The organism is Gordonia sp. ABKF26 (genome assembly GCF_041103195.1).
GTDB classification, from domain to species: domain Bacteria; phylum Actinomycetota; class Actinomycetes; order Mycobacteriales; family Mycobacteriaceae; genus Gordonia; species Gordonia terrae.
In genome coordinates, this window is sequence record NZ_JBGCVZ010000003.1 from 3683932 (window position 1) to 3710262 (window position 26331).

Genomic DNA, 26331 nt, shown 5'->3' on the forward strand with positions numbered 1-26331 from the left:
TCCGCGGTTGTAAGGTTTCTCTTCGATCGAGCGATGTGTATCTGAGACTTTGCCATTACTAAAATCAGACGTCGCGAGACCCGACCAGAGGTGACTCCATGCCGGATCAGCCCGTGGATCAATCCACCCCGCGCCGCGGTTCGCGGTTGAGCGTGGACGACTGGCTGGAGGCCGCGACCCAGATCTTGGTCGACGACGGCATCGACGCACTGAAGATCTCGCGTCTGAGCGCGCGTCTCGGTGTGACCAAGGGCAGTTTCTACTGGCATTTCACCGACATCGGCGCATTGAAGGCCGCGCTCGCGGAACACTGTCGGCGGGCTCAGTCGGCGGCAGCCGATCGGATCGAGGCGCTCGAAGCCCTACCGCCGGTCGAACGGGTGGAAGGGATGGCGCGCCTGCTGTCCGACCCGCGCCGCTGGGCGATGGAGTCGGCTCTGCGCCGGTGGGCCGACACCGACGCATCGATCGCGGACTCGGTCGACCAGCTCGACTGCCGGATCTTCTCGATCGCGATCTCGGCGATGCGCGAGCTCGGCTTCTCGGAGGCCGAGACACACGCTCGGGCCACGACGTTGCTGTACGCGGGCATCGGCTATGTCCACGCGCACGGCCGGCTGAACGAGGCGACCCCCGACGATCTGCGCGTCATCATCGACGTCCTCACCCGCCGCTGAGCTCACGCCAGCCGCCATCGTCCATCGACGTTCTGCACATACCCCCTGATGTCGAGGTGCGCCAACGCCGACCGGACCGCCCCGATGTCGAGACCCGCGGCGAAGGCGATCTCGTCGATCCCCACGGCGCCGCGGCCGGGAATGGCGTCGTGGACACGCAGTTGCTCGGCGTCGAGTCCGTCCGTCGGCTTCGTGCGACCGCGGCCGATGTCACCCCCTCCGTCGGGGCGCACCAGGTTGACGATCGAGGCGACGTCGGAGACCAGCACCGCGAGGTCGTCGGCGATCATGCGGTGGCAGCCGACCGAGGTCGCCGAGGTGACCGGGCCGGGCACCGCGCCCAGCGGCCGGCCGAGCTTGCGCGCCCACGCGGCGGTGTTCGCCGCGCCGGACCGTCGTCCGGCCTCGACCACCACGGTCGCACCGCTCATCGCCGCCACGAGACGGTTCCGGGTGAGGAACCGGTGTTTGGCGGCCGTCGTCCCCGGCGGGTACTCGCTGATCACCGCACCCGTGCGCGCGATCGCGGTCAGCAGAGCCGCGTGCGACGCCGGATAGTCCCGGTCGATGCCGCACGCCATCACCGCCGCGGTCACTCCACCCGCCGCGACCACCGCACGGTGGGCGGCGCCATCGATGCCGAACGCACCCCCGGACAGCACCGCGAAACCTTCGCCCGACAGTCCCGACGCGAGTGTCTGCGTGACGTGTTCGCCATAGGCCGACGCGGCGCGGGACCCGATCACCGCCACCGACGCGGCGGCGAGATCGTCGAGGCGGGCGGGACCGCGCACCCACAGGGCGAGCGGTTCGCCCCCACGCGCCGCGGTGTCGGCCTGTCCCAGTGCCAGCATCGACCAGGCAGGCCATTCCGGGTCGGCGCGGGTCACCAACCGTGCGCCGATCCGGTCGGCGGTGTCGAGGTCGACTGTCGCACAGTCGGAATCACACCGGGCCGCGGTCGCGCCGAGCACCGCGTCGTGACCCCCGGGCACGGTGCGTCGACGAATCGCCGATGCGGCCTCGACCGGACCGATGTCGTCGACGAGCGCGATGATCGCGGCACACGGCGGTTCGGCCACCCGAGCCAGATAAGCCCACGCGATCGATTCGGGAGAACGGGACTCCGACGGATGGGCGGCGGTCACCAGGTCGCTCCTCGGTCTCGGTACAGAAGCGCCTGCGCGACATCGTCTTCCACGGGACGACCCGTACCGCGCAGATCACAGAGGGTCCACGCCAGGCGCAGCGCGCGATCGGCGCCGCGAGCCGTCACGCGGCCGTCGCGCAGGAACAATTCGATGGGCCGCAACACGTCCGGCGGCAGTCGGAACCGCTGTCGCAGCGCGGACCCGGGGACCTCGGCATTGGTGCGCCACCCGAACTGCGCCCACCGGTCGATCGCGGTGGCGCGCGCAGTGGTCACGCGGGCCCGGACATCGGCGCTGGACTCCCCCGCACCGCTCATCAGGGCCGTGTTTCCCGGCGGATCCATGCGTACGCGGATGTCCACGCGGTCCAGCAGTGGCCCCGACAACTTGCCCAGATAGCGTCGTCGAACGACGGCCGAGCACACACAATCCACGTCGTGGGCGGGCGCACACGGACACGGGTTCGCCGCCAGGATCAGCTGGAACCTGGAGGGGTAGACCGCCACGCCGTCTCGTCGCGGCACCCGGACCTCACCGTCCTCGAGGGGTTCTCGAAGCGACTCCAGGGATTTGACACTCATCTCGGCGCACTCGTCGAGGAACAACACCCCTCGGTGTGCCTTGGACACCGCACCCGGACGCGCGAAACCCGTACCCCCTCCGAGCAGGGCTGTGGTCGTCGAACTGTGATGCGGGGCGATGAACGGTGGCTCGGTGATCAGCGGACGCCCGGGCGACAACTCGCCCACCAGCGAATGGATGGCCGTCACCTCCAGGGAATCCTCGAGGCCCAGCGGCGGCAGAATACCCGGCAACCGCCGCGCCAACATCGTCTTGCCGATCCCCGGCGACCCCGTCATCAACACGTGATGCGCTCCGGCCGCGGCGATCTCGAGCGCATGCCGCGCCTCCTGCTGCCCCACGACGTCGGCCATGTCCGGGATCGGCGGCGGCTTCGTCGTCGTCGCCTCGTGCACGGTGTCGAGCACGTGATCACCGGCCAGCCACTGCGTCACCTCCTTGAGGCTCGTCGCGCCGCCGACGTCCATCCCGACGACCAGCGCCGCCTCGGCGACCGTCTCGATCGGCACGACCGCCCGGCAGTAGCCAGCCTGCCGCGCCGCGATCACCGCCGGCAGGACTCCGCGGATCGGCCGCACGTTGCCGTCCAGACCGAGTTCGCCCAAGAAGATCGTCGATGACAGTCTCTCCGCCGACACCTGTTGGGTGGCAGCCAGGATCGCGACGGCCATCGACAGATCGAACCCCGAACCGATCTTCGGTATGTCGGCCGGCGACAGAGCCACCGTCACCTTCAACTCGGGAAAACTGAACCCGGAGTTCTTGATCGCGGCCCGCACCCGGTCCCGCGCCTCTCGCACCGACGGATCCGGGTTGCCGGTCACCGCGAATCCCGGCAACCCCGAACTGACACTCGCCTGCACGTCGACGACGCTTGCGGCAAAGGCATTGAGCCCCACCGCCTGTGTTTGCCCCAGCATGAGCACAGTCTCGGCGGTGACGCGCGTGGCGGACGGCGCCGAACCGCTCCGACAGCCGATCTGTGGATGACCCCGTGGTTGTGCACGTCGCCCTGCAGGCGCAAGCGGGGTCGTTCGTCAGTCGTGCCGAGCTAGGTATCGGCGACCTTCCGATCTCTCACGAACACCTTTAGCGTCCTCCCGTCATCCTGGTAGCTCAACTCCGCCGATACGTCGTACTTCACGTAGGCGCGGCCCTCACCGCCTGTGGTGTGATCGATGACCTCGAAACGAGTGACATCGCTCGGAGCGGGCGCGGATCGCGAGTCCTTCGACGTGGCCAACAGCCATTCTCTGAACTGGTCGGCTTCCTCCCACGCCACACAGACACCGCAACGAGTCGACCTGGACTCCGTCTCGAGCTCCGGGAAGTCCTCCAGGTCAGTGGTTTCGCAGCGTTCGCCCCACACCTCGGTGACGTACCGCTCGAACAAGGAAGCGCGTGCGCGCTGTATGCGTCCATCTGCCCTCCTGACGACGAAAGATACAGACTCCCCGCGCGAACCCGAGGTTGTCCAGCGATTTGACCCAGCGGTCGGCACGCACACACGGGACCCGCTCCGTCGGTCGGCACGCGCACACGGGACCCGCCCCGTCGGTCGGCACGCACACACGGGACCCGCTCCGTCGGTCGACACGCAGACTAGGCTCGACAACCGATGAGCGACGGAACTTTCGACGATGAGTTCGTCGGCGATCTCGACCGACTACTTCGATGGCGGCGCGACGTCCGTCGCTTCCGCCGCGAACCACTCGAACCCCACGTGCTTCCCGAGATCCTCGAGGCGGCCGAACTGGCACCGTCCGTGGGCAACAGTCAGCCGTGGCGCTGGGTCGAGGTGCGGTCCGCCGAAGCCCGACAATCGGTGCGCGAGAGCTTCACTCGCTGCAATGCCGGTGCGCTCGGCGGCTACACGGGCGAACGCGCACAGCTCTATTCGTCGCTCAAGCTCGCCGGGCTCGACGACGCTCCCGTCCACCTCGCCGTTTTCTGCGAACCCGCTGTCGAGCAGGGCCGGGGACTCGGCCGACAAACAGTGCCCGAGACGTTGGAGTATTCGGTCGTCACCGCGATCTCCACGCTCTGGCTCGCGGCGCGGGCGCGGGGCGTCGGGGTCGGGTGGGTGTCGATCATCGAACCCGACCGGGTGACCACGGCACTCGACGTACCGTCTTCCTGGAAGTTGGTCGCCTATCTGTGCATCGGCCACCCCGCCCACGACTCGGAGACGCCGGAGCTCGAACGCGTCGGCTGGCAGTCACGGACGAGGTCCGAGGAGCGGTTCTTCGTGCGCTAGGAATTCGCGGAGGCCGCAGCTCGAGCCCGGGCCAGCTTGAGCTCGCGGTAGAAGGGGTTGTGCGAGTTACCTTCCAGATTCAGTGGCACAATCAAGTGGCGGATCGCCGCGTCCTCAACCAGCCAGGGTTCGTCGTCCGCCAACCACGAGACCCGGGTGTTGTTTCCCATCCATTCACTGAGGACCGGCTCGCCGGCACCGAAATGCCTTCTGGTCCCGTGCAAGGCGAGCTGGATGCCGAGCTCATCAGCCAGGAGCACACCGAGACTGAGGCGCAAGGTCGACGTCGACGCACGTCCTTTGTAGTGGGTTCGCAACCGTCGACGAAGGTTCTGCCGACTGACTACGCCCGAATTGGAGGGCCTCCGAGGACTGATGCCGACATACAGCAGTGTCAGGCCATCCCGGCTTCTACACCCTGAAGTGTCGATGAGCCGGGACGGCGGGCGCCTGAACCACCACCCGTATACGCCCGACAATGCAGGGACCACAGAATCAACCCGGATGACCTCATCGCGACCGTACAGCGGTTGGCGGAAGAACTCGCCGAATCGGACAGGTGCGAAGCGATCGGAGAACTCCGTCATGTCAGCATTCTTCCGACGCACGCGCCTCGACACCAGATCGTGACCCCTCGGATCGCGCGAACCGGTAGTAACTCCAGTAACAATAGTCACGTCAATCACTTCTGCCACGAGAGTAACTGGAGGACGCGCGTGTCGAGCCGTCTCACCACGAGTGTCCGGCTGGCGCTCGCCGGGGTCATCGCGTTCAGCGGTACCGCAATCGCCCTGACGACCGGCGCCGGCGTCGCGCACGCTGCACCCTGTGGCAACGCGAGCACCGGATCGAGTTTTCTCGGCTCCGGATCCAGCGGTTCGAGCGGATCGAGCGGTTCAGCAGGCTCCTCCGGCAGTTCGAACATCCCGAATCCGGGTCCGCAGGCCCCGCTCGTGCCCTACGTCGGCGCCAAGTCCCGCACCGTCGGCTGGGTGACGGGCCCGCTCAGCGCCAACCGGACGTTCAGCCGGTTCGGCATCGGCGGCACCGACCTAGGCGTCGCCTGGGACAACGGGCGCGGCCAGACCCTGATGGCGTTCGGTGACACCTTCGGCAACTGCAACGCCCCGAGACAGCAGTGGCGTCACAACGTGCTGCTGCGCACCGACGACGACAACCTCGCCAACGGACTGTCGGTGCCCGACGGCCGGGCTGGCGACGTGACGTCCGGTTCGGTCATCGCGCCCGGACAACCGAACTACGCGCAGGAACTCATCCCGTCGGTCGGCATCTCCAACGTCGAGGTCACGACCATCCCGACCGCGGCCATCTCCCTCCCACACGGTGACGGCTTCCGCCAGTACATCAACTACATGTCGGTGCGATCGTGGGGATCGCCGGGCAACTGGGTCACCAACTTCTCGGCGATCGCCCATTCCGACGACAACGGCCAGACCTGGGTCACCGACCAGGACACGATCCTCGTCAACGCGCCGGTCTCGCTCCGACTCCCCGGCGAGTTCCGTCCGGTGGAGTTCAACAACGGCAAGTTCCAGCAGAACGCCTACGTCCGCGGTCGCCCCGGGACGCCCGAAGCGGACTACGTCTACCAGTACGGCACGCCGAACGGCCGCTTCGGCGCCGCGTTCCTCGCGCGGTTCAAGCCGGCGGACATCCTGAAACTCGACGCCTACGAGTACTGGGCGGGAACCAGCCGGGGGTGGGTGAACGACATCGCCGCCATCCCCGACGACGGCTCCGCGGTGGTCGTCCGGCAGCCGGTCACCGAACTCTCGGTCGCCTGGAGCCCATACCTCGAGAAATACATCATGCTCGACGGCGACAACGACATCACGCTGCGCACCTCCGACCATCCCGAAGGACCGTGGAGCGCTCCGAAAACCATCGTGCCCCGCGGCGCACTGGTGCTGTACGGGCCGATGATGCTGCCGAACTCCCCTGCCTTGCAGAGTGACTCGAAGGACCTGTACTTCAATGCGTCGAGGTGGAGCGACTACAACGTGATGCTGATCCGCACGGACCTGAGCAAACTCTGACGCACCTCACACGTACACGCCCCGGTGATGCCGCACCCGCGCGCGAGCCAGATCATCGGGCGTGGCCTGATCGAGCCGCACGCTGACGACGTCGAACCGGATCTGCGACCACCGGCGGTCCTGCGCGGCCAGCCACAACCGGGCGAGTCGACGCATCCGGGTGAGCTTGGTCGGCGTCACCGCCATGACCGGATCATCGTAGGTGCGGCTCGCTCGCGTCTTGACCTCGACGATCACCAGGATCGACCCATCGCACGCAACGAGATCGAGCTCGCCATATCTGGTACGCCAATTGCGATCCAGGACAACCCAACCCAGCGACGTCGCGTAGTCCGCGGCCACGTCCTCGCCGAGTCGGCCGATGTGGCCACGTCGATCGGGGCGGGGATGTCCGCGCGGTTCAGAACTCATGCCGATCAGCTTCGCGCAGAACCGCTTTCGGCGACCCCTCGAGAGCGAGCAACGCCCTGATCTGTGGAGGATCAGGGCGTTGTCAACAGATTTCGATCTCGATCAGGGCTCGTCGGGCAGGCGGAGTTCCGACTTCTCCAGCTCTTCGATGTTGACGTCCTTGAACGTGATCACGCGAACCTGTTTGACGAAACGCGCGGGCCGGTACATGTCCCACACCCACGCATCGCTCATGCGGAGTTCGAAGTAGACCTCGCCGTCGGTGTTGCGCGGGATCATCTCGACCGCGTTGGCGAGGTAGAAGCGCCGCTCTGTCTCCACCACATACGTGAACTGCCCGACGATGTCCTTGTACTCGCGGTACAGAGAGAGTTCCATCTCGGTTTCGTACTTCTCGAGATCCTCAGCACTCATCCTGTCAGCCTATCCCTGTTGTCGTTTGCGCTGGTGACCACACGTGCCGCGACATTACGGTACGACATGCGGTGTTGGGGTGAGGGGCCTGCCGCGTCGATGCGCGACATGTGCAGCGCCGTGCTGTAGCCCTTGTGGATGGCGAAGTCGTAGCCGGGCAGGTCGTCGTCCATCGCGACCATGATGCGGTCTCGGGTGACCTTGGCGATGATGCTGGCGGCGGCGATGCACGCGGCCGCCCCGTCTCCCCCGATCACCGGCAGTGACGGCGCGGTCAGTCCCGGCACCGCGAAGCCGTCGGACAATACGTATCCGGGTTTCACGTCGAGCGCCGCCACCGCACGTCGCATGCCCTCGATGTTGGCGACGTGGATCCCGATGCGATCGATCTCCGCGGCCTCGATGACCACCGCGCTCCAGCTCTGGGCGTAGCGCGTCACCGAGCGGTACAAACCCTCGCGCGTGCGCTCCGAGAGACGCTTGGAATCGTCGAGTTCCGCCAGCGAGACGAGCTGCGTGGGTTTGAGCACACACGCCGCGACCACGAGCGGCCCGGCGCAGGCACCGCGACCGGCCTCGTCGACGCCGGCAACAGGTCCGAGGCCCTGGCGATGCAGCGCGAATTCGAACGTCCGCAGCCCCGCGGCGCGGCGGACGGGAGAGCGCGGAGGCCATCGAGTCGTCACAGTGCACCCATCACTGCTGCGGATTGAACGAACCGACACCACCGATCCGCGAGAAGGGGTAGATGATGAAGCGCACCTTGCCGCGGATGTCACTGACCGGGACCGTGCCCTGATACTGGTCGTCCACGTGGTACCGGGAGTCCTGGGAGTTCAGCCGGTTGTCGCCCATCACCCACACGTTGCCCTCGGGGACCTTGATCGGACCGAAGTCCGGACCCAGACACGGCGGCACCTGGTTGCCCGGCCCGGCGACGCCGGGGCCGAACGAGGTGACCGTCTCCTCCTGGAGCTTCATGTCGATGTAGGGCTCACGCAGCGGTCGCCCGTCGACCTTGACGCCGACACCCTCGTCGTTGCGACATTCGACGGTCTGACCACCGGTGGCGATGACGCGCTTGACGAGATTGTTCTCGTCCGGTGGCGCGAACCCGAACCACGAGAGGGCATCCTGCGCCTTGTGCATCACCGGGTTCGTCGACCGGGGTGACACCCAGGCGCCGTTCCACGACTCCGACGGACCCTTGAACACGACGACGTCACCGGGCTGCGGATCGCCGAACCGGTACGTCAGCTTGTCGATGACGATGCGGTCGTTGGTGCACCCGTCGCAGCCGATGAGCGTCGACTCCATCGACTCCGACGGGATCACGTACTGCCGACCGATGAAGGTCTGCAGAACCCAGGTGAGGAGCAGGACGCACCCCACGATGATCACGACTTCGCGTAGGAGCGAGCCCGATCCGGACTTACGCTTTCCGCGGTCGTCGGTGGGGTCGTCCCGGTCGGTCTTCAACCGCCACGGACGCTTGGCGTCCTCGTCGCGGTCACCGTCGGGTCGCTGTGTGTCGGCCACCTCGTCAGGTTAGACGCGTCAGCGCTTTTCCTTGATCTTGGCTGCCTTGCCGCGCAGATCGCGCAGGTAGTACAGCTTGGCGCGACGGACGTCACCGCGGGTGAGGACGTCGATCTTGGCGATGTTCGGGCTGTGCACGGGGAAGGTGCGCTCGACGCCGACGCCGAAGGACACCTTGCGGACGGTGAAGGTCTCGCGCACGCCGCCGCCCTGGCGGCGGATGACGACACCCTTGAACACCTGCACGCGCTCCTTGCTGCCCTCGATGACCTTGACGTGGACGTCGAGGGTGTCGCCGGGGCCGAAGTCCGGCACGTCGTCGCGGAGGGACTGCTTGTCGAGGAAGTCGAGCGTGTTCATGTGTCGTGGTCCTTGTCTGGCGGGAAACGTTGAGCAGAGGAACCTGGCGGCCCGAGGGCTCGACCGGTTCGTGCTCCGAGTCGTTGGCGTCACTGTCGACGGTGTCACAGACATCGCGGTCACGGACGGCCCCGTGGCGGGGCATCGTCGACAGGCAACCCGACTATTGTGCCAGAGACACCCCGAGCCGACGAAATCGCGGAGTGGCTATGCGCGCGGCCCGATGACCACGACGTCCTCGGCCTGTAGGGCGGAGATGGTGGCGGCGTCCATCGGGGTCGCCGCCGCGATCGCCCTGGGCGTGACACCGGCGTGCACCATGTGGTCGAGGATCGCGAGCTCCGGCGCCCGACCGTTGGCCGTGATCGCCTCGTCGTCGGCGAGCTCGACGCCGGCCCGCTGGTAGGGCTGCGGATCGTTCGTCCCCACGACGACCACCCGGGTACCGCGGTCACCGGTCCCCAACCCGACCGCCGTCCGGAACCACCCGGCGATCGACGACGGAACCGTTGTCTGCAGTCGCTCGGCGCGGGTCCGCAGCCAGGTGAGATCGCTCGCGCCGACCCCGCTGTGGGCGGCATGAGCCCGCCCACCGGCCAGACCCACGACGCCGGCTGCCACCGCTCCTGCCGCGCCCATCGCCCCGAGCGGCATCATCGGCATCATGCCGCTCGTCGCCGCAGGCGCGCCGGCACTCTGACCCGCGTCCTCCGACCGTTCGGTGTGGTCGTCACCGGCGGCGGTGAGTGCCATCCGGCCCGCACCCGCGGCCTCCACCCGCCACGTGTCGTCTCCGACGGCGGCGTTCACCTCGGCCCGCCGCGCGTCGCGGTCGGCGATCAATGCGATCACCGTCATCCGCTGTCGGGTGTCGGTCACCGTCCGGGCATAGGCGTCCAACGACGTCCCCAGCGCACGGAGTCGTTCCGCCGCTCCGGGCAGGTCGGCGCCGGCAGTGCGCCCGACCCCGCCCACGACGGCCTCATGGAACCGGCCTGCGGTCACGTCGCCGGCCGTGTACGACCCGATCGCCGACGTCACCGTCTCGGCAAGGCCGTCCAGCGTCGCGGCCAGCGCGCGGGCCCGCTGCGCCGAGTCGTGCAGGGCGACGGCGTCGGCTCTCGGCCACACCCCTGGTGCCAGCCCCTCCGCGATCCGCTCGGCCTCGCCCGGCCTCATCGCGCCGCGCTCCGGCCGAGATGCGCGGACGCGTCGGCGTCGGCGCCGACCAGTGCGTCGACGCCGGTCTCGAGGGCCCGACGGTGTTCTCCGAGTCGATCCTCGGCGTCCCGCAGGGACGCGGCGACCTCCGTGGCCGCCGGCGCGAACCCCGTCCGGAACGCACCGGCTGCGCCATCGGCGCCCACCGCCGCGTCGATGTCGAGGAGCAGCGTGGACAGTTCGCCGCGCACCGCCGCCAGCCCCTCGGCGGCCTGCGCAAGACGCAGCGCGAGGGCGACGGCCGCGGCGGGATCGGCGCTCACCCGGTCGGCGTGGTTCTGTCCTCCGGCGACCGGATCAGGATTCGTCATCGGCCATCACGCTCTCGAGGCGGATGTCGGCGTAGTCGATCGCCAGATCCGGTGCGCCGGAGAGCACTTCGGCGACACGGACGCGCAGGGCGGTGTCCGCCTCGGCGATCAGCGTGGTGAGCAGGGTCGACAACTGATCCGCGCGGTAGCGCCGCAGCGCGGCGGGTTCGATGGCGATGTCCACCGCGAGCCCGCGTGCGTCGACCGTCGCCGCGACGAGCCGGTCGTGACTGGTGGCCCGAGAGGTCAGCTGCGACAGAACCTTCCGGATGCGCTCGAGTTCGGTGCGCTGACGGTCGAGCTCGTCGACCATGGCCGAATATCCCTGCATCGTCCCCCGAACCCCCTGCGAGTCGACTCTCCGGCAGATCCTAGCCGGAATCGCCCGGATGGTCCGTGGCGGTGTCCACAGCGTCCGGAAGCAGGTCGGGGCGCCGCACACGCGTGCGCTCGAGGGCCTGCTCGGCACGCCAGCGGGCCACCTTCGCGTGGTCGCCGCTGAGCAACACGGGCGGGACGTCGAGGCCGCGCCAGCTCACCGGCCTCGTGTAGCTCGGACCTTCGAGGAGTCCGTCGGAGAAGGAATCCTCTTGATGCGACCGGGGATTGCCGAGCACGCCGTCGAGGAGACGCACGGTCGCCTCGATCATGGCCATGATCGCGACCTCTCCCCCGATGAGGACGAAATCGCCCAGGGAGACCTCTTCGACGCGCACGCGTCGGGCGGCGTCGTCGAAGACGCGCTGGTCGATGCCCTCATACCGGCCGCAGGCGAACACCAGGTGCTTCTCGGCGCTCCAGCGACGCGCGGTCTCCTGGGTGAACGGCACACCGGCGGGCGTCGGCACGATCAGCAGGGCGTCGTCGGGGCACACCTCGTCGAGGCACGGTCCCCACACCTCGGGTTTCATGACCATCCCGGGTCCGCCGCCATAGGGCGAGTCGTCCACGCTGCGGTGGACGTCGTGGGCCCAGTTTCGTAGATCATGGACCGCGACGCTGATCCGTCCGGCGTCGATCGCCTTGCCCAGCAGGGCGACTCGGAGCGGATCGAGGTACTCGGGAAAGATCGACACGACGTCGAGACGCATCAGGGCGCCTCGTCGAGCGAGTCCGGATTCAGCAGTCCGTCGGGTGGGTCGATCACGATGAGTTCGCGGCTGACGCCCGGCACGATCTCCCGCACGAACGGGACGAGCACCTCGCGGTCGTCGGTGGTCCGCACCGACAGCAGCTCACCGCCGGGCAGGTGCAGGACCGATTCGACGACGCCGACCGCGGAACCGTCGACGAGTTGTACGGGGACGCCCTCGAGTTCGTGGTCGTAGAACTCATCCGGGTCGTCGGACGGCTCGACCTGAGAGGAGTCGATGAGGAACAGCGTGCCGCGCAGGGCGTCGGCCGAATTCCGGTCGGCGACACCGGCCAGGGATACCAACAGCCGCCCGGAATGTTCCCGGGCGGCTGTGACGGTGAAGTCCCGCTCCCCGGCGCCGCGCGGCAGACGGCCACGCAGCACCGAGTTCGGTGCGAAACGCATCTCGGGCTCGTCCGTGCGGACGTCCACGACGAGTTCTCCACGGATTCCATGCGACTTGACCACACGGCCGACGACGAGATCCACGATGCGTTCGGTGTTCGGGTTCTCGGTCAGCGGTCGGTGTCGACGATGTCGACGCGCATCCCGCGTCCGCCGATTCCGGAGACCAGGGTCCGCAGTGCGGTCGCGGTCCGACCGTTGCGTCCGATCACCTTGCCGAGATCGTCGGGGTTCACGTGGACCTCGACGAGCCGGCCGCGGCGGCCGGTGACGAGGTCGACCCGGACGTCATCGGGGTTGGAGACGATTCCGCGGACGAGATGTTCGACCGCGTCGGCGACGACTGCGCTCACGCGTCACCCTCGGCGGCGGGCGCCTCGGCTGCCTCGTCGTCCTTCTTGGCGGCCTTCTTCTTCGGGGTGGTCGCGGCGGCGACGGGCTCGTTGTCGGCGGCGGCGAGCGCAGCGTTGAACAGGTCGAGCTTCGACGGCTTGGCCTCGGCGGTCTTCAGGGTGCCCTCGGCGCCCGGCAGGCCCTTGAACTTCTGCCAGTCACCGGTCACCTTGAGGATCGCGGCGACGGGCTCGGTCGGCTGCGCGCCGACTCCCAGCCAATACTGTGCGCGCTCGGAGTCGACCTCGATCAGCGAGGGCTCTTCCTTCGGGTGGTACTTGCCGATGGTCTCGATGACCCGGCCGTTGCGGCGGGTGCGGGCATCGGCGACGACGATGCGGTACTGCGGGTTGCGGATCTTGCCGAGCCGCGTGAGCTTGATCTTGACAGCCATGTCTACTTCGCTTTCGTATGGTCACTGCGCAATTCAGCAGACCGCCCGGAATGGCGGACCCGGTTTTGCGTCTGTATCGGTGTGACCGTCGGGCGGCCGTGACCGGATCCGACGAACCAGCGAGCCATTGTGCCAGACCAGACGGCGGACACCGAATCCGGCACCGGCGTCCATGCCGACGAAGGCGGCCGATGTACCGGCATGTGGTCACCCACCCCGCGAAGGCGACCACATGCCGCACGTCGCCATTCCGTCACTCATCGGTGTCGGCTCATCGGTGTCCGAGATCACGACACCGCCGGAGCCTCCCTCGACCCCCGGCTCCGACGGTTCCGCGTCGCCGGACCCAGGCTGAAGGGATTCCGGCGTGGACTGGTCGGCATCGTGGGCCGAACCGTTGCAACGCCGTTGCTACGTTACGCGGCGGTAAGAAGAGCAACCAGATGCCATCGTGTGGCGTTGCTCACACGATGTGGCGACCCGACGACACCACTGCTACCGGGTGCCGCAGCGCGCCCAGATTGTCACATGGGTTGTCTGCGTAGACCACGAAGTCGGCACGATGACCGTCTTCGAGGACGTCGGCACCGAGCCAGCCCCGCGCCGCCGTCGACGCCGCCGCGATCGCGGCCGCGGGACCGAGCCCGATGCCCGACAGCGCCTCGATCTCGTCCACGATGCGACCGTGCTCGACGAATCCGCCCGCGTCCGTTCCGGCGTAGATCTGCACTCCGGCCTCGTATGCGGCGTCGAACACGCTCGGCGCACCCGCGTGCAGAGCCCGCATGTGCGCGGCGTAGGTCGGGAAGCGCTCGGCGCCGTCGGCGATCCCGGGGAAGTTCTCGACCTGGATCATGGTGGGCACCAAGGCAATCGAGCGTTCGACGAGCTGGTCGACGAGATCACCGGTCAGTCCGGTGCCGTGCTCGATGCAGTCCACACCCGCGCCGATCAGGTCGACCAGGGCGTCGGTTCCGAAGACGTGGGCAGTGATCCGCGCACCGTGCTCGTGCGCGACCGCGACCGCCGACTCGATCTGCGCTCGCGTCCACAGCGGGGCCAGATCGCCGACCTCGCGATCGATCCAGTCCCCGACGATCTTCACCCAGCCGTCGCCGGCCTGCGCCTGCCGGGCCACCTCGGCGGCCAGTTCGTTCGGATCGTCGAGGTCGACGCCGTAGTCGCGCAGATATCGCTTGGGTCGCGCGATGTGCTTGCCCGATCGGATGAAGCGCGGGCATGCGGGATCGTCGTCCAGCGGGTGCGTGTCCAGCGGCGACCCGACCTCGCGGATCAGCAGGGTGCCGGCGCGCGCATCGGCATAGGCGAAGCCGCGGGCCTGCTCGATGTCGACCCCAAGACCGGGGGCGATGCCCACATGATTGTGGGCATCGACGAGGCCCGGCAGGATCCAGCCGCCGTCGACGGCCGTCTCGGCGTCGGGAACCGGTGTCGCACTGATGGTGTCACCGCTGACCCAGAACTCGACCGGCTCCGCGGTCAGCGGGTCGGTGCCGCGGTAGTGCTTCGGCGCTCCCATCCCGTCCCTGCTCGCGCCCACGTGACTATTTCTTCTTCTTGGGCTGCTGGAACTGCGACACGTCGAGACCTTCGAGTCCCGGCGGCAGCTGGTCGAGGCCGGCCGGCATGTTCGACAGGTCCGGGAACCCGGCCGGCATCCCCCCGGGCATGCCCGGGAAGCCGCCGCGGACCTTCGGCGGCGTGGGGCCGCGGCCGGTGCTCTTCTTTCCGCCGCCCTTCTTGCCCTTGCCCTTCTTGCGGTTGGACTTGCGGTTCATCCCGCCCATGCCCATGCGTCCCGACATCTGCGCCATCATCTTGCGGGCCTCGAAGAACCGATCGACGAGCTGGTTGACCTCGCTGACCGTCACCCCCGAGCCGTTCGCGATCCGGATGCGGCGGGAGGCGTTGATGATCTTCGGATTGTCACGCTCGGCGGGCGTCATGCCGCGGATGATCGCCTGCACCCGGTCGAGCTGCTTGTCGTCGACCTGCGACAGCACGTCCTTCATCTGGCCCGCGCCGGGCAACATGCCCAGGATGTTGCCGATGGGTCCCATCTTGCGGATCATCAGCATCTGGTCGAGGAAGTCCTCGAGGGTGAGCTCGCCCTGCGTGATCTTGGCGGCCGCGGCCTCGGCCTGTTCGGCATCCCAGTGCTGTTCGGCCTGCTCGATGAGGGACAGCACGTCGCCCATGCCGAGGATGCGGCTGGCCATGCGGTCGGGGTGGAAGACGTCGAAGTCCTCGAGCTTCTCGCCCGAGGACGCGAACATGATCGGCTGGCCGGTCACCTCGCGCACGGACAGCGCCGCACCACCGCGTGCGTCACCGTCGAGCTTGGTCAGCACGACGCCGGTGAACCCCACACCGTCGGCGAAGGCCTCGGCGGTGGTCACCGCGTCCTGACCGATCATGGCGTCGACGACGAAGAGCACCTCGTCGGGCGAGGTCGCATCCCGGATGTCGGACGCCTGCTTCATCAGCTCCGCGTCGATACCCAGGCGACCGGCGGTGTCGATGACCACGACGTCGTAGTGCTTGGCCCGCGCCTCGTCCACGCCTGCCTGCGCGACCGAGACCGGATCGCCCGAGGTCACACCGAGGACGCCGTCGCCGCCGACGCTCGTGCCCGGATGGGGCGCGAACACCGGGACGCCGGCGCGTTCGCCGACGATCTGGAGCTGCGACACGGCCCCCGGACGCTGCAGGTCACAGGCGACGAGCAGGGGCGTGTGACCCTGCTGCTTGAGCCAGTTGCCCAGCTTTCCGGCGAGGGTCGTCTTACCCGCGCCCTGCAGGCCGGCCAGCATGATGACGGTCGGCGGGTTCTTGGCGAACCGCACGCGGCGGGTCTCGCCGCCGAGGATGCCGATGAGTTCCTCGTTGACGATCTTGACGACCGTCTGCGCCGGGTTCAGCGCCGCGGAGACCTCTGCGCCCTTCGCTCGCTCCTTGATCCGGGCGATGAAGGACCGGACCACGGCGAGCGAGACATCCGCCTCGAGCAGGGCGAGCCGGATCTCGCGACAGGTGCGGTCGATGTCGGCGTCGGAGAGCCGCCCCTTGCCACGCAGGTCCTTCAGGGCACCGGTCAACCGGTCGGAGAGGGAATCGAACATGGCCCCATCCTTCCATGTGGGTCCCGGGACCGAACAGCTAGGAGATCGGCACTCCGGACCGCCCGGTCCCGCCGTATGACTGTGGCCCGTCGCCGTCTTCCTCGCGCACCGGTTGCGGAGGCGGGCAGACCGCGACGACGGCGTCGGCCAGCTCCGCCCGCGCGGCGTCGGTGTCGGTCGCCAGTCGCAGGCCGAAGATGTCCACGCCGGTCGCCCCCAGGGTCGCGACCTTGGCCCACCGGATGTCGGCGCCGTGGCGTTCCAGGACCGCGCTGACCCGGCTGAGCAGGCCGATCCGGTCGTCCGAGCGGACCTCGAGCACTGCCTCCCCCGCCGGCGCATCGAGCCACGTCACCCGTGGCGGCGCGACGGCGAACAGCGCGGGAACCGCGTTCTTCGGATGGCCTGCCCCGTCCACCTCGGGATCGGTGCTGCCGGCGCTGGCGCCGATGGTCACGACGGTGCCGGGGATCGTGGTGACCGTGCCGATCGTCGGGACCGGCGAGTCCCGTTCGCGCGCGTCGAGCCGCGCGAGCACGTCGATCTTGCCGTCGATCGCGGCTATGAGCTGCTGGCGCAGCAGTCCGGCATCGGGCGGACTGCCGAACATCGGCACCACGAGGAACGAGTTGATCGCCTTGCCGTCGGCGCTCTGAGCGCAGGCGGAGTGGGAGCGCAGCCCGCCGAGGGCGAGGACCCCGGCCATCTTCGACAGCAGGCCGGGCTGATCGGGCGCGACCATGGTGACGCGATAGGTGTGCTGGCCCTCGGCCCGGACGAGCCGCACCGCGAAATCACCTTCGGCCGCGGTGGCGAGCTGCTCGGCGGTCAGCGGATCGGGAGCGCTCGGCTTCTCCCCGTCGATGAGCCGCATCGACCGGCGGACGAGGTCGAGGATCAGCGAGGCCTTCCACTCCCCCCACACCCCCGGTCCGGTGGCGAGCGAGTCCGCCTCGGCAAGTGCGGCAAGGAGTTCCAGGAGAACACGGTTGTGCCCGAGGGTCTCGACGACGGATTCGGCCGTGGCGGGGTCGTCGAGGTCGCGGCGGGTGGCGACCTGGGGCAGCAGCAGGTGATGCCGGACCATGTCCGACAGGATCGTCACGTCCTGGGGCCAGAGCCCGAACCGGTTGCCGACCTGAACGGCCAGATCCGCGCCGACGATGCTGTGATCGGCACCCCGCCCCTTGCCCAGATCGTGGATGAGCGCGCCGAGTACGAGGAGATCGGGCCGGGACACCCGCGTGGTCATCGCGCTCGCGTACGCGGCGGTCTCCACGAGGTGACGGTCGACGGTCCAGGTGTGGATGGCATCGCGGGGCGGCAGGTCGCGGACGGCGCCCCACTCCGGCAGCAGCCGGCCCCACAGACCCGTGCGGTCGAGGGCCTCGATCGGATCGACCATGTGGTGCCCCGAACTGAGCAGCACCAGCAGGTCGCTGCGCGCCTCGGCCGGCCACGGCTCACGCAGTTCCGGCGCGTAGTCGGCGAGCCGGCTCAGCGTCGATGCGCCGATCGGCAGACCGGTGCGTGCCGACGCCGCCGCCACCCGCAGGATGAGTCCCGGGTCCTTGCTCGGGATCGCGTTGCGCGCCAACACGATCTCGCCGCTGTGTTCGACGACGCCCTCGTCGAGCGGACGACGCAGCGGCGAGCGCCGCAGCTTGGCCAGACCGCGACGCGGCAGGGCGTTGCCTGCTGTCCGCAGGCCGGCGTCGATGGAGTAGCTGATGGTGCGGGCCGAGTCGCTGATGACCCGCGCGAGGTCGAACCGGTCCCCGATCCGGAGTGCTGCCCCGATCTCGTCGGCGTCCTGCGCCTGCACGTGCTCGCGGGGACGTCCGGCGATGCGATGCAACTCGGTGCGGATGTCGAGGAGCCTGGTGTAGGCGACCTGCGGTCCGGCACCGGGCGAGTCGGGCCGCAGGCTCGCCATCCCATGGGTGAGCTGCGCGATCGCCAGCGCTCCCAGCAACTGCACGTCGCGCAGCCCGCCCCGGCCGCTCTTGAGATCGGGTTCGGCACGGTGCGCGATATCGCCGGCGCGCCGCCAGCGGTCCTGGGCGTGGGAGACGACTTCGGGGAACCGGGTGCGGATGTCGTTGCGCCACTGCTGACGGACGCCGCCGATCAGCAGCGTGGACAGATCCTCGTCACCCGCGATGTGGCGGGCCTCGAGCAAGCCGAGCGCCGCGGTGACGTCATCCCCCGCGACCTGCAGCGCCTGCGGCACCGTCCGCACGCTGTGGTCGAGCGGGATGTTGGCGTCCCACAACGGATACCAGAGCCCATCGGCCACCTCGGACACCCGTTCGACGGGCATGTCGTCGTGCAACAGGATCAGGTCGAGGTCGGAGTACGGGAGCATCTCACCGCGGCCGAGCCCGCCCACGGCGACGATCGCAAAACCGCTGTGCGGCTTGATGCCGAGTTCGGCACCCTTGCTGGTCAGCCAGAACTCGTGCAGGTCGACGAGCACCTGGCGCAGTGCCGGTGCATCGAGTTTTCCCGAGCGGCCGGACTCGGTGAGTTGCCGTCGGGTCTTGGCCAGGTCTGCGGCGCTTACGACTGCCTCCAAAGTGTGTGGGAGAGAGATGATTCGAGCTGTCGAACGGTACGGCCCCGCGTCCGACTGGTCGTCGGGCACGGGGCCGTTCACCGGGAGTTCGTCAACGCAGCACGGGCTCGCTACAGAGCGTCGCCGCCGCGCTCACCGGTGCGGACGCGGACCACGGATTCCACCGGCGACACCCACACCTTGCCGTCACCGATCTTGCCGGTCCGGGCGGCCTCGACGATCACATCGACGACCTTGTCCACGGCCGCGTCGTCCACCACGACCTCGACGCGGACCTTGGGCACGAAGTCGACCGAGTACTCGGCGCCGCGATAGACCTCGGTGTGGCCCTTCTGGCGTCCGTAGCCCTGGACCTCACTCACGGTCATGCCCAGGATGCCGGCCTGCTCCAACCCGGCTTTGACATCCTCGAGCGTGAACGGCTTGACGATTGCAGTGATCAGCTTCATAAGTTATCCCTCTCCACAGGATTCAGCGTAGTAGCGAATGGCTTCGAGCGTCATGCCAGCTCATAGGCCGTCTCGGCGTGTTCCGCCTCGTCGATGCCGGTCTTCTCGTCCTCATCGCTGACGCGCCAACCCAGCGGCTTGAGCGCGAAGGCGATGATCGCGGTGAGAACAGCGGTGAACACGAGCGCGAACAGTGCGATGACGACCTGGACCACCAGCTGCTTGTAATCGCCGCCCCAGAAGAGGCCCACGTCCTCGCCGATCAGACCGATGGCCACCGTGCCCCAGAGGCCCGCGACGAGGTGGACGCCGACGACGTCGAGCGAGTCGTCGTATCCGAACTTGTTCTTCAGTCCGATGGCCGTCGCGGCGAGCGCACCTGCGACGAGACCGAGGATCAACGAGCCGATCGGGGTCAGCGAGCCACACGCCGGGGTGATCGCGACCAGACCGGCGACGATGCCCGATGCGGCGCCCACGCTCGTCGCGTGCTTGTCGCGGATGACCTCGACCACGAGCCAGCCGATGATCGCGGCAGCCGTCGCGGCGGTGGTGTTGACCCACACCTGTCCGGCGAGGAGGTCGGCGCCCAGCTCGGAGCCGACGTTGAACCCGAACCAGCCGAACCACAGCAGGGCGGCGCCGAGCATGACGAACGGGATGTTGTGCGGACGGTACGCGGTGCGACCGAAGCCGACGCGCTTGCCGATGATCAGGACCAGGACCAGCGCCGCGATGCCGGCATTGATGTGGACGACCGTGCCGCCGGCGAAGTCGATCGGGGCGACGTTGGCCTCCCCGTCGGTCGTGCCGAACATCTTGGCCGCCAGGCCGTCCTCACCCGCACCCAGGAGACCGCCGCCGCCGACCAGGCCGCCCCAGACCATGTGCGACAGCGGGAAGTAGACGATCGTCGCCCACAGGACGGTGAAGACAATCCAGGTGGAGAACTTGACGCGCTCGGCCAGGGCACCGCTGATGAGAGCGACGGTGATCACCGCGAAGGTCAGCTGGAAGCCCATGAAGACGATCGCCGGGATCGAGAGGCCGCCGGTGACGTACAGCTCGGTGTCGCCCTCGCCGATGGTGCTCATCAACTGGTCGGACCCGAACAGAGCGAACGGGTTCGCGAAGATCCCGCCGATGTCGCTGCTACCGGTGATCCCGTCGCTGAACGACATCGAGAAGCCCCACAGCACGTACACGACGCTGATCGACGCCAGCGCGCCGAAGGACATCATCATCATGTTCAGGACGGACTTGCCTCGCGCCAACCCCCCGTAGAAGAACGCGAGGCCTGGGGTCATCAGCAACACGAGCGCGGCCGACACGAGCATGAATGCCGTGTTGCCCGTGTCGATCGGGCCAAACGATTCGTTTGGCAACTGAGCCAAATCCACTACGAAACCTCCTCAGGATGCGCCGACGGCTCGGCGCCTCCACAGAGATTGTCGGCAGTCGGTTTCAGCCGTGGTGCCCTGACGTTTCGGGCGCGTAACCCCCTGAGCGGTTTGTATTGCGCACAGGTAACGTCCCAGTTCGGCTCTGAGCCGACTCTCAGACTCCTCGTCCGACGTCTAACCCGACATTTCCGATCACAGATTCGGAATTCACAGCAGCAGCGGAGTTCACAGCAGGGCGTCGACGAATGCGTCCGGTTCGAACGGCGCGAGATCGTCGGCTCCCTCGCCGAGCCCGACGAGCTTGACCGGTACCCCGAGTTCCTTCTGGACGTGGAAGACGATGCCACCCTTCGCGGTGCCGTCGAGCTTCGTCAACACCACACCGGTGATGTTCACGACTTCGGCGAACACGCGGGCCTGCATGAGGCCGTTCTGTCCGACGGTCGCATCGAGGACCAGCAGCACCTCGTCGACGGGTGCCTTCTTCTCGACGACGCGTTTGACCTTGCCCAGCTCGTCCATCAGGCCGGTCTTGGTGTGCAGGCGGCCCGCGGTGTCGATCATGACCACGTCGACACCCGTCTCGATGCCGCGGTCGACCGCGTCGAACGCGACCGCGGCGGGATCGGCCTGTTCCTTGCCGCGCACGATCTCGGCACCGACACGCTCACCCCAGGTCTGCAGCTGATCGGCGGCGGCGGCGCGGAAGGTGTCGGCGGCTCCGAGCAGGACGCGACGACCATCGGCGACGAGCACGCGCGCCAGTTTGCCGGTCGTGGTCGTCTTGCCGGTGCCGTTGACCCCGACGACGAGCACGACGGCGGGGCGACCGGCGTGCGGCAGCGCCCGGATCGACCGGTCGAGGGTCGGGTCGAGCTGCTCGATCAGGACCCGCTTGAGCAAGGCCCGGGCCTCCCCCGCGGTCCGGACCGGATTGGCCGCGAGTTCGGTTCGCAACGTCTCGACGACGGTGGCGGTGGTCGCGGCGCCGAGGTCGGCCATCACCAGCGTGTCCTCGATCTCCTCCCAGCTCTCCTCGTCGAGATCGCCCGCACCGAGGAGTCCCAGCACACCCTTGCCGATCGCGCCCTGCGACCGGGACAGCCGGCCACGCAGCCGACCGATCCGGCCCGCCGTCGGCGCGATGTCGTCCAGCGGCGGCGCCGTGGTCGCCTCCGCGACATCGTCGGGCACCCGCGTCTCGGGTTCGACGATCTCCGGCTCGACTGCCGCGGGTTCCGCCGTGTCCGGTTCAGCCGTGTCCGGAACCACCGTGTCCGGCGGTGCGGTCGCAGGCCGGGCGGCCTCCGGTTCCACCGTCTCGGGCTCAACCGTCTCGGGCTCAGCAGCCTCGGGCTCGGCTGTCCCGGGCTTGCTCGCCTCCGGCTCGGCGGTCGCCGGCTCGGCGGTGTCCGGCTCGGGAAGGGATACGTCGGTGACGCCGCGTCGAATCGAGTCACGCGGGACCGCGGCGTCGTCGCCGACACCCGGCTGACCGTCCACGTCGGTGCGATCTCCCGGCGGCCGCACGGTTGGCTCGGCCGGCTTGCGCACGGGTTCGGGCTTGCGCGCCGGCGGTTCCGCGAGCGCCGTACCGGCGTCCCCGCGGCTGAAACTGAAGCCCGACCCGGCCTGGTAACCGCCCGACCGGTCGACCTGACGGGTCGTGCCGTCGACGACCTCTGGCTGTCGTTCGTCGGTGAGCGAGATGCGCCGGCGGCGCGACAGCACCAGACCGAGCACGATCAACGCGATCACGACGAGCACCGCGACGACGATGCCGATGATGATTCCGGTGTTCACTGGCTGGTGTCCTCCTGTTGTCCGACGGGCATGTTCACTCCGCGCATGCGTTGTGAGATGACCGTCGTGATGCCGTCGCCGCGCATGCTGACCCCGTAGAGCGCATCCGCGACCTCCATCGTGGGCTTCTGGTGGGTGATGACGATGAGCTGGGACTTCTCCCGCAGTTGCTCGAACAATGTGATGAGTCGCCGCAGGTTGGTGTCGTCGAGAGCGGCCTCGACCTCGTCCATGACGTAGAAGGGTGACGGCCGTGCCCGGAAGATCGCCACCAGCATCGCGACGGCCGTGAGCGACTTCTCCCCACCCGACAGCAGTGACAGCCGCTTGACCTTCTTGCCGGGCGGACGCGCCTCGACCTCGATGCCGGTCGTGAGCATGTCGCCGGGTTCGGTGAGGACCAGTCGCCCTTCGCCGCCCGGGAACAGCGTCTGGAAGACCTGCGCGAATTCGCGTTCGACGTCGGCATAGGCCTCGGTGAACACCTGCAGGATGCGGGCGTCGACCTCCTCGACCACGTCGAGGAGATCCTTGCGCGCCGCCTTGACGTCTTCGAGCTGTGAGGACAGGAAGTTGTATCGCTCCTCGAGCGCGGCGAACTCCTCGAGTGCGAGCGGGTTGACCTTGCCGAGCGTGTTGAGGTCTTTCTGCGCCTTCTTCGCGCGGGCTTCCTGGGTCGCCCGGTTGTACGGCATCGGCGCCGGCGCGACGACCTGCTCGCCGCGTTCCCTCGCCTGCTCGTACTCGGCCATCTCCAGCGCCGACGGGGGCATCGGCACGTCGGGTCCGTATTCGGCGATCAGATCGTCGGGTGCCATCGCGAACGTCTCGAGCACCTGCTCTTCGAGTTGCTCGATGCGGAGCGCGACCTGGGCTCGCGCCACCTCGTCGCGGTGGACGGTGTCGCGCAGTGAGTTCAGCGTGGTCGTCAGCTCGCCCGCCCGAACGCGGAGCTCGTCCAGGGTTGCGGTACGTGCGGTCCGTATCTCCTCGAGTTCGTCGCGCCCGGCCTGCGCCGAGGCCACCGCTGCCGCGAGGCGCTCACTGACCTGCGCGCCCGCGCGTTCGACGGCCACCGCGACGCCGGCGGCCTGTCGCCGGATCTCGTCCTGGCGGCGGGCTCGTTCGCGCGCCTCCCGCTCGCGCTGGGCGGCGCGACGCAGCGAGTCGGCCTTGCCCCGGACCGAGGCGAGGCGTTCCTCGGCGGTCCGCAACGTCAGACGCGCCTCCATCTCGGCGCTGCGCGCCACCCCGACCGCCGCCGATGCGGTCGCGCGCTCGGAGTCGTCGGCCGACATCTCGGTCCCCACCTCGGGCTCGTCGCGCGCGAGCCGAAGCCGCTCGGTGAGTTCCTGCAACGATTCGAGGGTCTCCGCGCGACCCTTCTCGAGGAGGTTCCGCTGGCGCGTCAGTTTGTCGGCCTCGGCGCGCGACGCCCGGATCTCCTGACCGAGCCGGGCCATCTGCTCGTACGCGGCGCCGACGCCGGCGTCGGACTCGTGCAGCGCGGCGAGCGCCTCCTCGGCCGCTTCGCGTCGCTCGTGCTGTTCGGTCAGCGCACCGTCGAGCGCCGCCTCCAGTTCTTCGACGCGTCGGCGCGTCGCGCCGAGTTCGGCGGTCGCCGCATCGATCGCGGACTGGACCTCCAGCGTGGAGGGTCGGCGCGACGAACCCCCCTCGACCGACGCCGCCGAGATGCGGTCGCCCGCGGGGGTCACCGCCCGCACCCCGAGGCGGCGGGCGAGTTCGAGTCCCTGGGCGGGATCGTCGACGATGACGGTGTCGGCCAGGACGGTGTCGATGGCACCGCGGATCTCGGGCCGGGTGTCGACCACCGAGGCGGCCCACCTGGCCCCGTCCGGCAACGCGACCTCACTCTTCCGGTCCGGACCGGTGAGCCCGCCGCAGATCAGCGCCGCCCGTCCCCCGTCGCCGGATTTGAGGGCCGCCAGCGCTCGCACCGCGGCTATCCCGTCGACGGTGACGATGCCGTCGACGGCGGGTCCGAGCGCCCCGGCGATGGCCGTCTCGAAGCCCGCCTCGACCGTGACCAGCTCGGACATCGGACCCAGGAGACCCTCGGGCGCGTTCTCCAGCAACCAGGCACCGCCGTCGCCCCGTTCGAGTCCCATGGCGAGCGCGTCCACCCGCGCCGACAGCGAGGCGATGGCGTGCTCGGCCTCGCGGTGGGATGCCTGCAGGGTCGCGACGCGCTCGTTGGACAGGTTGAGCGCGGCGACGCAGCGTTCGTGGTGCTCGTCGAGAGCGCGTTCGGCGGCCTCGAGTTGCGCCAGCTCTCCGGCGGCCGAGTCTTGTTGCGTCACAGCACCTTCGGCGCGCTCGGTGGCCGCCGAGATCGCGTTCGTGAGGCGTTCGGCCTCGGCGTCGACCGACTCCGAACGCGTCCGTAGGTTGTCGACCTGCCCTTCCAGACGCGCCAATCCCTCCCGACGGTCGGCGATGGCGCGGACGGCGGCGAGGTGAGCGGCCTCGGCGGCTTCGGCGATCGACTCGCGCTCACCGAGGACTTCTCGGGCGGTCTCCAGCTGTTCCGCGGCGATCTCGACGCCCTCGGTGAGTTCGGCTTCGAGTTCGGCGGCCTCCAGGGCCTGCTCGTCGAGTTCGTCGGGGTCGGGTCCGGACGCCTCGCCGGACGGTTCACTGAGGTATCGGCTGCGTTCGGCGGCGACCCGGCGGGTCGCGTCGACGCGCTCGGCCAGCGCCGACAGCCGGAACCACGCGCGGTTCGCGGCGGCCGCGGCGGGCGTGATCTCGGCGAGATGCTGTTCGTGTTCGGCCACTTCCGCGTTCGCGCGGTCCAGCTCGGCGGCCACCTCGTCCTGCCTGCGACGGACCTCGTCCTCGACGGCCGCGTGTTCGGCCATCTCGGTCCGGCGGGTGACGAGGTCGTCGGCGGCCAGGCGTAACCGCGCGTCGCGGAGATCTGCCTGGACGGTCTGGGCGCGGCGCGCCACCTCGGCCTGCCGGCCGAGCGGCTTGAGCTGACGACGGAGTTCGGCGGTCAGGTCGGACAGGCGCGCGAGATTGGCCTGCATGGCGTCGAGCTTGCGGACCGCCTTTTCCTTGCGCTTGCGGTGTTTGAGGACGCCCGCCGCCTCTTCGATGAACGCGCGGCGGTCCTCGGGCCGGGACTCGAGAATCGCCGACAGCCGGCCCTGGCCGACGATGACGTGCATCTCTCGGCCGATGCCCGAGTCGGAGAGCAGCTCCTGCACATCCATCAGCCGGCACGTACTGCCGTTGATCTCGTACTCACCCGCACCGTCGCGGAACATCCGGCGCGTGATCGACACCTCGGAGTACTCGATGGGCAGCGCGCCGTCGGCATTGTCGATCGTCAATGTCACCTCGGCGCGGCCCAGCGGCGGCCGGCCGGATGTGCCGGCGAAGATGACGTCCTGCATCTTCCCGCCGCGTAGCGCCTTGGCACCCTGCTCGCCCATCACCCAGGTCAGGGCGTCGACGACATTCGACTTACCGGAGCCGTTGGGGCCCACCACGCACGTGATACCCGGCTCGAAGCGCAGGGTCGTCGCCGAGGCGAACGACTTGAAGCCCTTCAGGGTCAGGCTTTTGAGGTGCACGACGGTACAGACTACTCACCATCGCGACATGTTCCGGGCTCCG

The 26331-nt window shown here is 68.7% G+C and carries 26 protein-coding genes; 3 read left to right on the plus strand and 23 right to left on the minus strand.

All coding sequences use genetic code 11. The features are described 5' to 3' along the window. Positions 1-98 precede the first annotated feature (98 nt). Positions 99-677, plus strand: coding sequence for a TetR/AcrR family transcriptional regulator (locus AB4Z55_RS17020; protein ID WP_369520143.1), 579 nt, complete (start codon positions 99-101; stop codon positions 675-677). A 2-nt stretch (positions 678-679) separates the two neighbouring features. On the opposite strand, the gene dprA is transcribed toward AB4Z55_RS17020, so the two are convergent. The 3 genes from dprA to AB4Z55_RS17035 form a co-directional block, all read right to left on the minus strand. After that, entirely contained in the window at positions 680-1825 is a 1146-nt protein-coding gene (dprA, locus tag AB4Z55_RS17025; protein ID WP_369520144.1) for a DNA-processing protein DprA, read from the minus strand. Continuing rightward, positions 1822-3330 carry a YifB family Mg chelatase-like AAA ATPase gene (locus AB4Z55_RS17030; RefSeq protein WP_239402755.1) on the minus strand — a complete coding sequence of 503 codons (1509 nt, stop codon included), beginning with the start codon at positions 3328-3330 and terminating at the stop codon, positions 1822-1824. Before AB4Z55_RS17030 ends, dprA begins: the two co-directional genes overlap by 4 nt. Positions 3331-3461: 131 nt before the next feature. Continuing rightward, on the minus strand, positions 3462-3803 hold the full coding sequence (locus tag AB4Z55_RS17035) for a hypothetical protein (RefSeq protein ID WP_369520145.1): 342 nt from the start codon (positions 3801-3803) through the stop codon (positions 3462-3464). A 225-nt stretch (positions 3804-4028) separates the two neighbouring features. Between AB4Z55_RS17035 and bluB the strand changes: the two genes are divergently transcribed. Further along, positions 4029-4667: a 5,6-dimethylbenzimidazole synthase gene (gene bluB / locus AB4Z55_RS17040; protein WP_369520146.1), complete on the plus strand. Its 639-nt coding sequence runs from the start codon at positions 4029-4031 to the stop codon at positions 4665-4667. Here bluB and AB4Z55_RS17045 read toward each other — a convergent pair. Then, positions 4664-5254: a GIY-YIG nuclease family protein gene (locus AB4Z55_RS17045; RefSeq protein ID WP_369520147.1), complete on the minus strand. Its 591-nt coding sequence runs from the start codon at positions 5252-5254 to the stop codon at positions 4664-4666. The genes bluB and AB4Z55_RS17045 overlap by 4 nt on opposite strands. 129 nt (positions 5255-5383) lie before the next feature. On the opposite strand from AB4Z55_RS17045, the gene AB4Z55_RS17050 reads away from it, so the two are divergent. Next, positions 5384-6724: a DUF4185 domain-containing protein gene (locus AB4Z55_RS17050; RefSeq protein WP_369520148.1), complete on the plus strand. Its 1341-nt coding sequence runs from the start codon at positions 5384-5386 to the stop codon at positions 6722-6724. A gap of 6 nt (positions 6725-6730) precedes the next feature. On the opposite strand, the gene AB4Z55_RS17055 is transcribed toward AB4Z55_RS17050, so the two are convergent. From AB4Z55_RS17055 to smc, 19 genes are all read right to left on the minus strand, one after another. Then, positions 6731-7135, minus strand: a complete 405-nt coding sequence (locus tag AB4Z55_RS17055) for a YraN family protein (protein WP_369520149.1) — start codon at positions 7133-7135, stop codon at positions 6731-6733. A 102-nt stretch (positions 7136-7237) separates the two neighbouring features. Further along, on the minus strand, positions 7238-7549 hold the full coding sequence (locus AB4Z55_RS17060; protein WP_004572292.1) for a DUF2469 domain-containing protein: 312 nt from the start codon (positions 7547-7549) through the stop codon (positions 7238-7240). Beyond that, complete coding sequence (locus tag AB4Z55_RS17065; protein WP_004572293.1) at positions 7546-8235, minus strand: ribonuclease HII; 690 nt, start codon at positions 8233-8235, stop codon at positions 7546-7548. Before AB4Z55_RS17065 ends, AB4Z55_RS17060 begins: the two co-directional genes overlap by 4 nt. 10 nt (positions 8236-8245) lie before the next feature. Further along, positions 8246-9088, minus strand: coding sequence for a signal peptidase I (gene lepB, locus AB4Z55_RS17070; protein ID WP_369520150.1), 843 nt, complete (start codon positions 9086-9088; stop codon positions 8246-8248). Positions 9089-9106: 18 nt separating this feature from the next. Further along, positions 9107-9448: a 50S ribosomal protein L19 gene (gene rplS / locus AB4Z55_RS17075; RefSeq protein WP_004572295.1), complete on the minus strand. Its 342-nt coding sequence runs from the start codon at positions 9446-9448 to the stop codon at positions 9107-9109. A 207-nt stretch (positions 9449-9655) separates the two neighbouring features. Next, positions 9656-10627, minus strand: coding sequence for a hypothetical protein (locus tag AB4Z55_RS17080; RefSeq protein ID WP_354559719.1), 972 nt, complete (start codon positions 10625-10627; stop codon positions 9656-9658). Then, positions 10624-10980, minus strand: a complete 357-nt coding sequence (locus AB4Z55_RS17085; RefSeq protein WP_369520151.1) for a hypothetical protein — start codon at positions 10978-10980, stop codon at positions 10624-10626. The genes AB4Z55_RS17080 and AB4Z55_RS17085 overlap by 4 nt, the downstream gene beginning before the upstream one ends. Further along, entirely contained in the window at positions 10967-11311 is a 345-nt protein-coding gene (locus AB4Z55_RS17090) for a YbaB/EbfC family nucleoid-associated protein (protein ID WP_369520152.1), read from the minus strand. The genes AB4Z55_RS17085 and AB4Z55_RS17090 overlap by 14 nt, the downstream gene beginning before the upstream one ends. 40 nt (positions 11312-11351) lie before the next feature. Beyond that, positions 11352-12071, minus strand: a complete 720-nt coding sequence (gene trmD / locus AB4Z55_RS17095; protein WP_369520153.1) for a tRNA (guanosine(37)-N1)-methyltransferase TrmD — start codon at positions 12069-12071, stop codon at positions 11352-11354. Continuing rightward, complete coding sequence (gene rimM, locus AB4Z55_RS17100; protein ID WP_004572300.1) at positions 12071-12604, minus strand: ribosome maturation factor RimM; 534 nt, start codon at positions 12602-12604, stop codon at positions 12071-12073. Before rimM ends, trmD begins: the two co-directional genes overlap by 1 nt. 26 nt (positions 12605-12630) lie before the next feature. After that, on the minus strand, positions 12631-12873 hold the full coding sequence (locus AB4Z55_RS17105) for an RNA-binding protein (protein ID WP_004572301.1): 243 nt from the start codon (positions 12871-12873) through the stop codon (positions 12631-12633). Then, entirely contained in the window at positions 12870-13307 is a 438-nt protein-coding gene (gene rpsP / locus AB4Z55_RS17110) for a 30S ribosomal protein S16 (RefSeq protein WP_004572302.1), read from the minus strand. Before rpsP ends, AB4Z55_RS17105 begins: the two co-directional genes overlap by 4 nt. 463 nt (positions 13308-13770) lie before the next feature. Then, positions 13771-14847: an amidohydrolase family protein gene (locus AB4Z55_RS17115; RefSeq protein WP_369520154.1), complete on the minus strand. Its 1077-nt coding sequence runs from the start codon at positions 14845-14847 to the stop codon at positions 13771-13773. 25 nt (positions 14848-14872) lie between these two features. Continuing rightward, a complete protein-coding gene (gene ffh, locus AB4Z55_RS17120; protein ID WP_239402747.1) occupies positions 14873-16450 on the minus strand; it encodes a signal recognition particle protein in 1578 nt (525 codons plus the stop codon). Positions 16451-16487: 37 nt separating this feature from the next. Beyond that, entirely contained in the window at positions 16488-19028 is a 2541-nt protein-coding gene (locus AB4Z55_RS17125) for a [protein-PII] uridylyltransferase (protein WP_354559726.1), read from the minus strand. 110 nt (positions 19029-19138) lie between these two features. Further along, positions 19139-19477, minus strand: coding sequence for a P-II family nitrogen regulator (locus AB4Z55_RS17130; RefSeq protein ID WP_004572306.1), 339 nt, complete (start codon positions 19475-19477; stop codon positions 19139-19141). Positions 19478-19527: 50 nt separating this feature from the next. Further along, positions 19528-20877 carry an ammonium transporter gene (locus tag AB4Z55_RS17135; RefSeq protein ID WP_369520155.1) on the minus strand — a complete coding sequence of 450 codons (1350 nt, stop codon included), beginning with the start codon at positions 20875-20877 and terminating at the stop codon, positions 19528-19530. Between the two features lie 228 nt (positions 20878-21105). Beyond that, a complete protein-coding gene (ftsY, locus tag AB4Z55_RS17140; RefSeq protein ID WP_369520156.1) occupies positions 21106-22683 on the minus strand; it encodes a signal recognition particle-docking protein FtsY in 1578 nt (525 codons plus the stop codon). Further along, the gene (gene smc, locus AB4Z55_RS17145) at positions 22680-26288 is read right to left on the minus strand and encodes a chromosome segregation protein SMC (protein WP_101818669.1); all 3609 of its coding nucleotides are present in this window, start codon (positions 26286-26288) and stop codon (positions 22680-22682) included. Before smc ends, ftsY begins: the two co-directional genes overlap by 4 nt. Positions 26289-26331: the final 43 nt, after the last annotated feature.

Excerpts from the sequence above, each read along its gene's own strand:
- AB4Z55_RS17130 (WP_004572306.1), bottom strand. The coding sequence starts at position 19,477 with ATGAAGCTGATCACTGCAATCGTCAAGCCGTTCACGCTCGAGGATGTC.
- AB4Z55_RS17085 (WP_369520151.1), bottom strand. The coding sequence starts at position 10,980 with ATGACGAATCCTGATCCGGTCGCCGGAGGACAGAACCACGCCGACCGG.
- AB4Z55_RS17115 (WP_369520154.1), bottom strand. The coding sequence starts at position 14,847 with ATGGGAGCGCCGAAGCACTACCGCGGCACCGACCCGCTGACCGCGGAG.
- trmD (WP_369520153.1), bottom strand. The coding sequence starts at position 12,071 with ATGCGTCTCGACGTCGTGTCGATCTTTCCCGAGTACCTCGATCCGCTC.
- AB4Z55_RS17020 (WP_369520143.1), top strand. The coding sequence starts at position 99 with ATGCCGGATCAGCCCGTGGATCAATCCACCCCGCGCCGCGGTTCGCGG.
- AB4Z55_RS17060 (WP_004572292.1), bottom strand. The coding sequence starts at position 7,549 with ATGAGTGCTGAGGATCTCGAGAAGTACGAAACCGAGATGGAACTCTCT.
- AB4Z55_RS17055 (WP_369520149.1), bottom strand. The coding sequence starts at position 7,135 with ATGAGTTCTGAACCGCGCGGACATCCCCGCCCCGATCGACGTGGCCAC.
- ffh (WP_239402747.1), bottom strand. The coding sequence starts at position 16,450 with ATGTTCGATTCCCTCTCCGACCGGTTGACCGGTGCCCTGAAGGACCTG.
- AB4Z55_RS17080 (WP_354559719.1), bottom strand. The coding sequence starts at position 10,627 with ATGAGGCCGGGCGAGGCCGAGCGGATCGCGGAGGGGCTGGCACCAGGG.
- AB4Z55_RS17030 (WP_239402755.1), bottom strand. The coding sequence starts at position 3,330 with ATGCTGGGGCAAACACAGGCGGTGGGGCTCAATGCCTTTGCCGCAAGC.
- rplS (WP_004572295.1), bottom strand. The coding sequence starts at position 9,448 with ATGAACACGCTCGACTTCCTCGACAAGCAGTCCCTCCGCGACGACGTG.
- rpsP (WP_004572302.1), bottom strand. The coding sequence starts at position 13,307 with ATGGCTGTCAAGATCAAGCTCACGCGGCTCGGCAAGATCCGCAACCCG.
- AB4Z55_RS17045 (WP_369520147.1), bottom strand. The coding sequence starts at position 5,254 with ATGACGGAGTTCTCCGATCGCTTCGCACCTGTCCGATTCGGCGAGTTC.
- bluB (WP_369520146.1), top strand. The coding sequence starts at position 4,029 with ATGAGCGACGGAACTTTCGACGATGAGTTCGTCGGCGATCTCGACCGA.
- AB4Z55_RS17090 (WP_369520152.1), bottom strand. The coding sequence starts at position 11,311 with ATGCAGGGATATTCGGCCATGGTCGACGAGCTCGACCGTCAGCGCACC.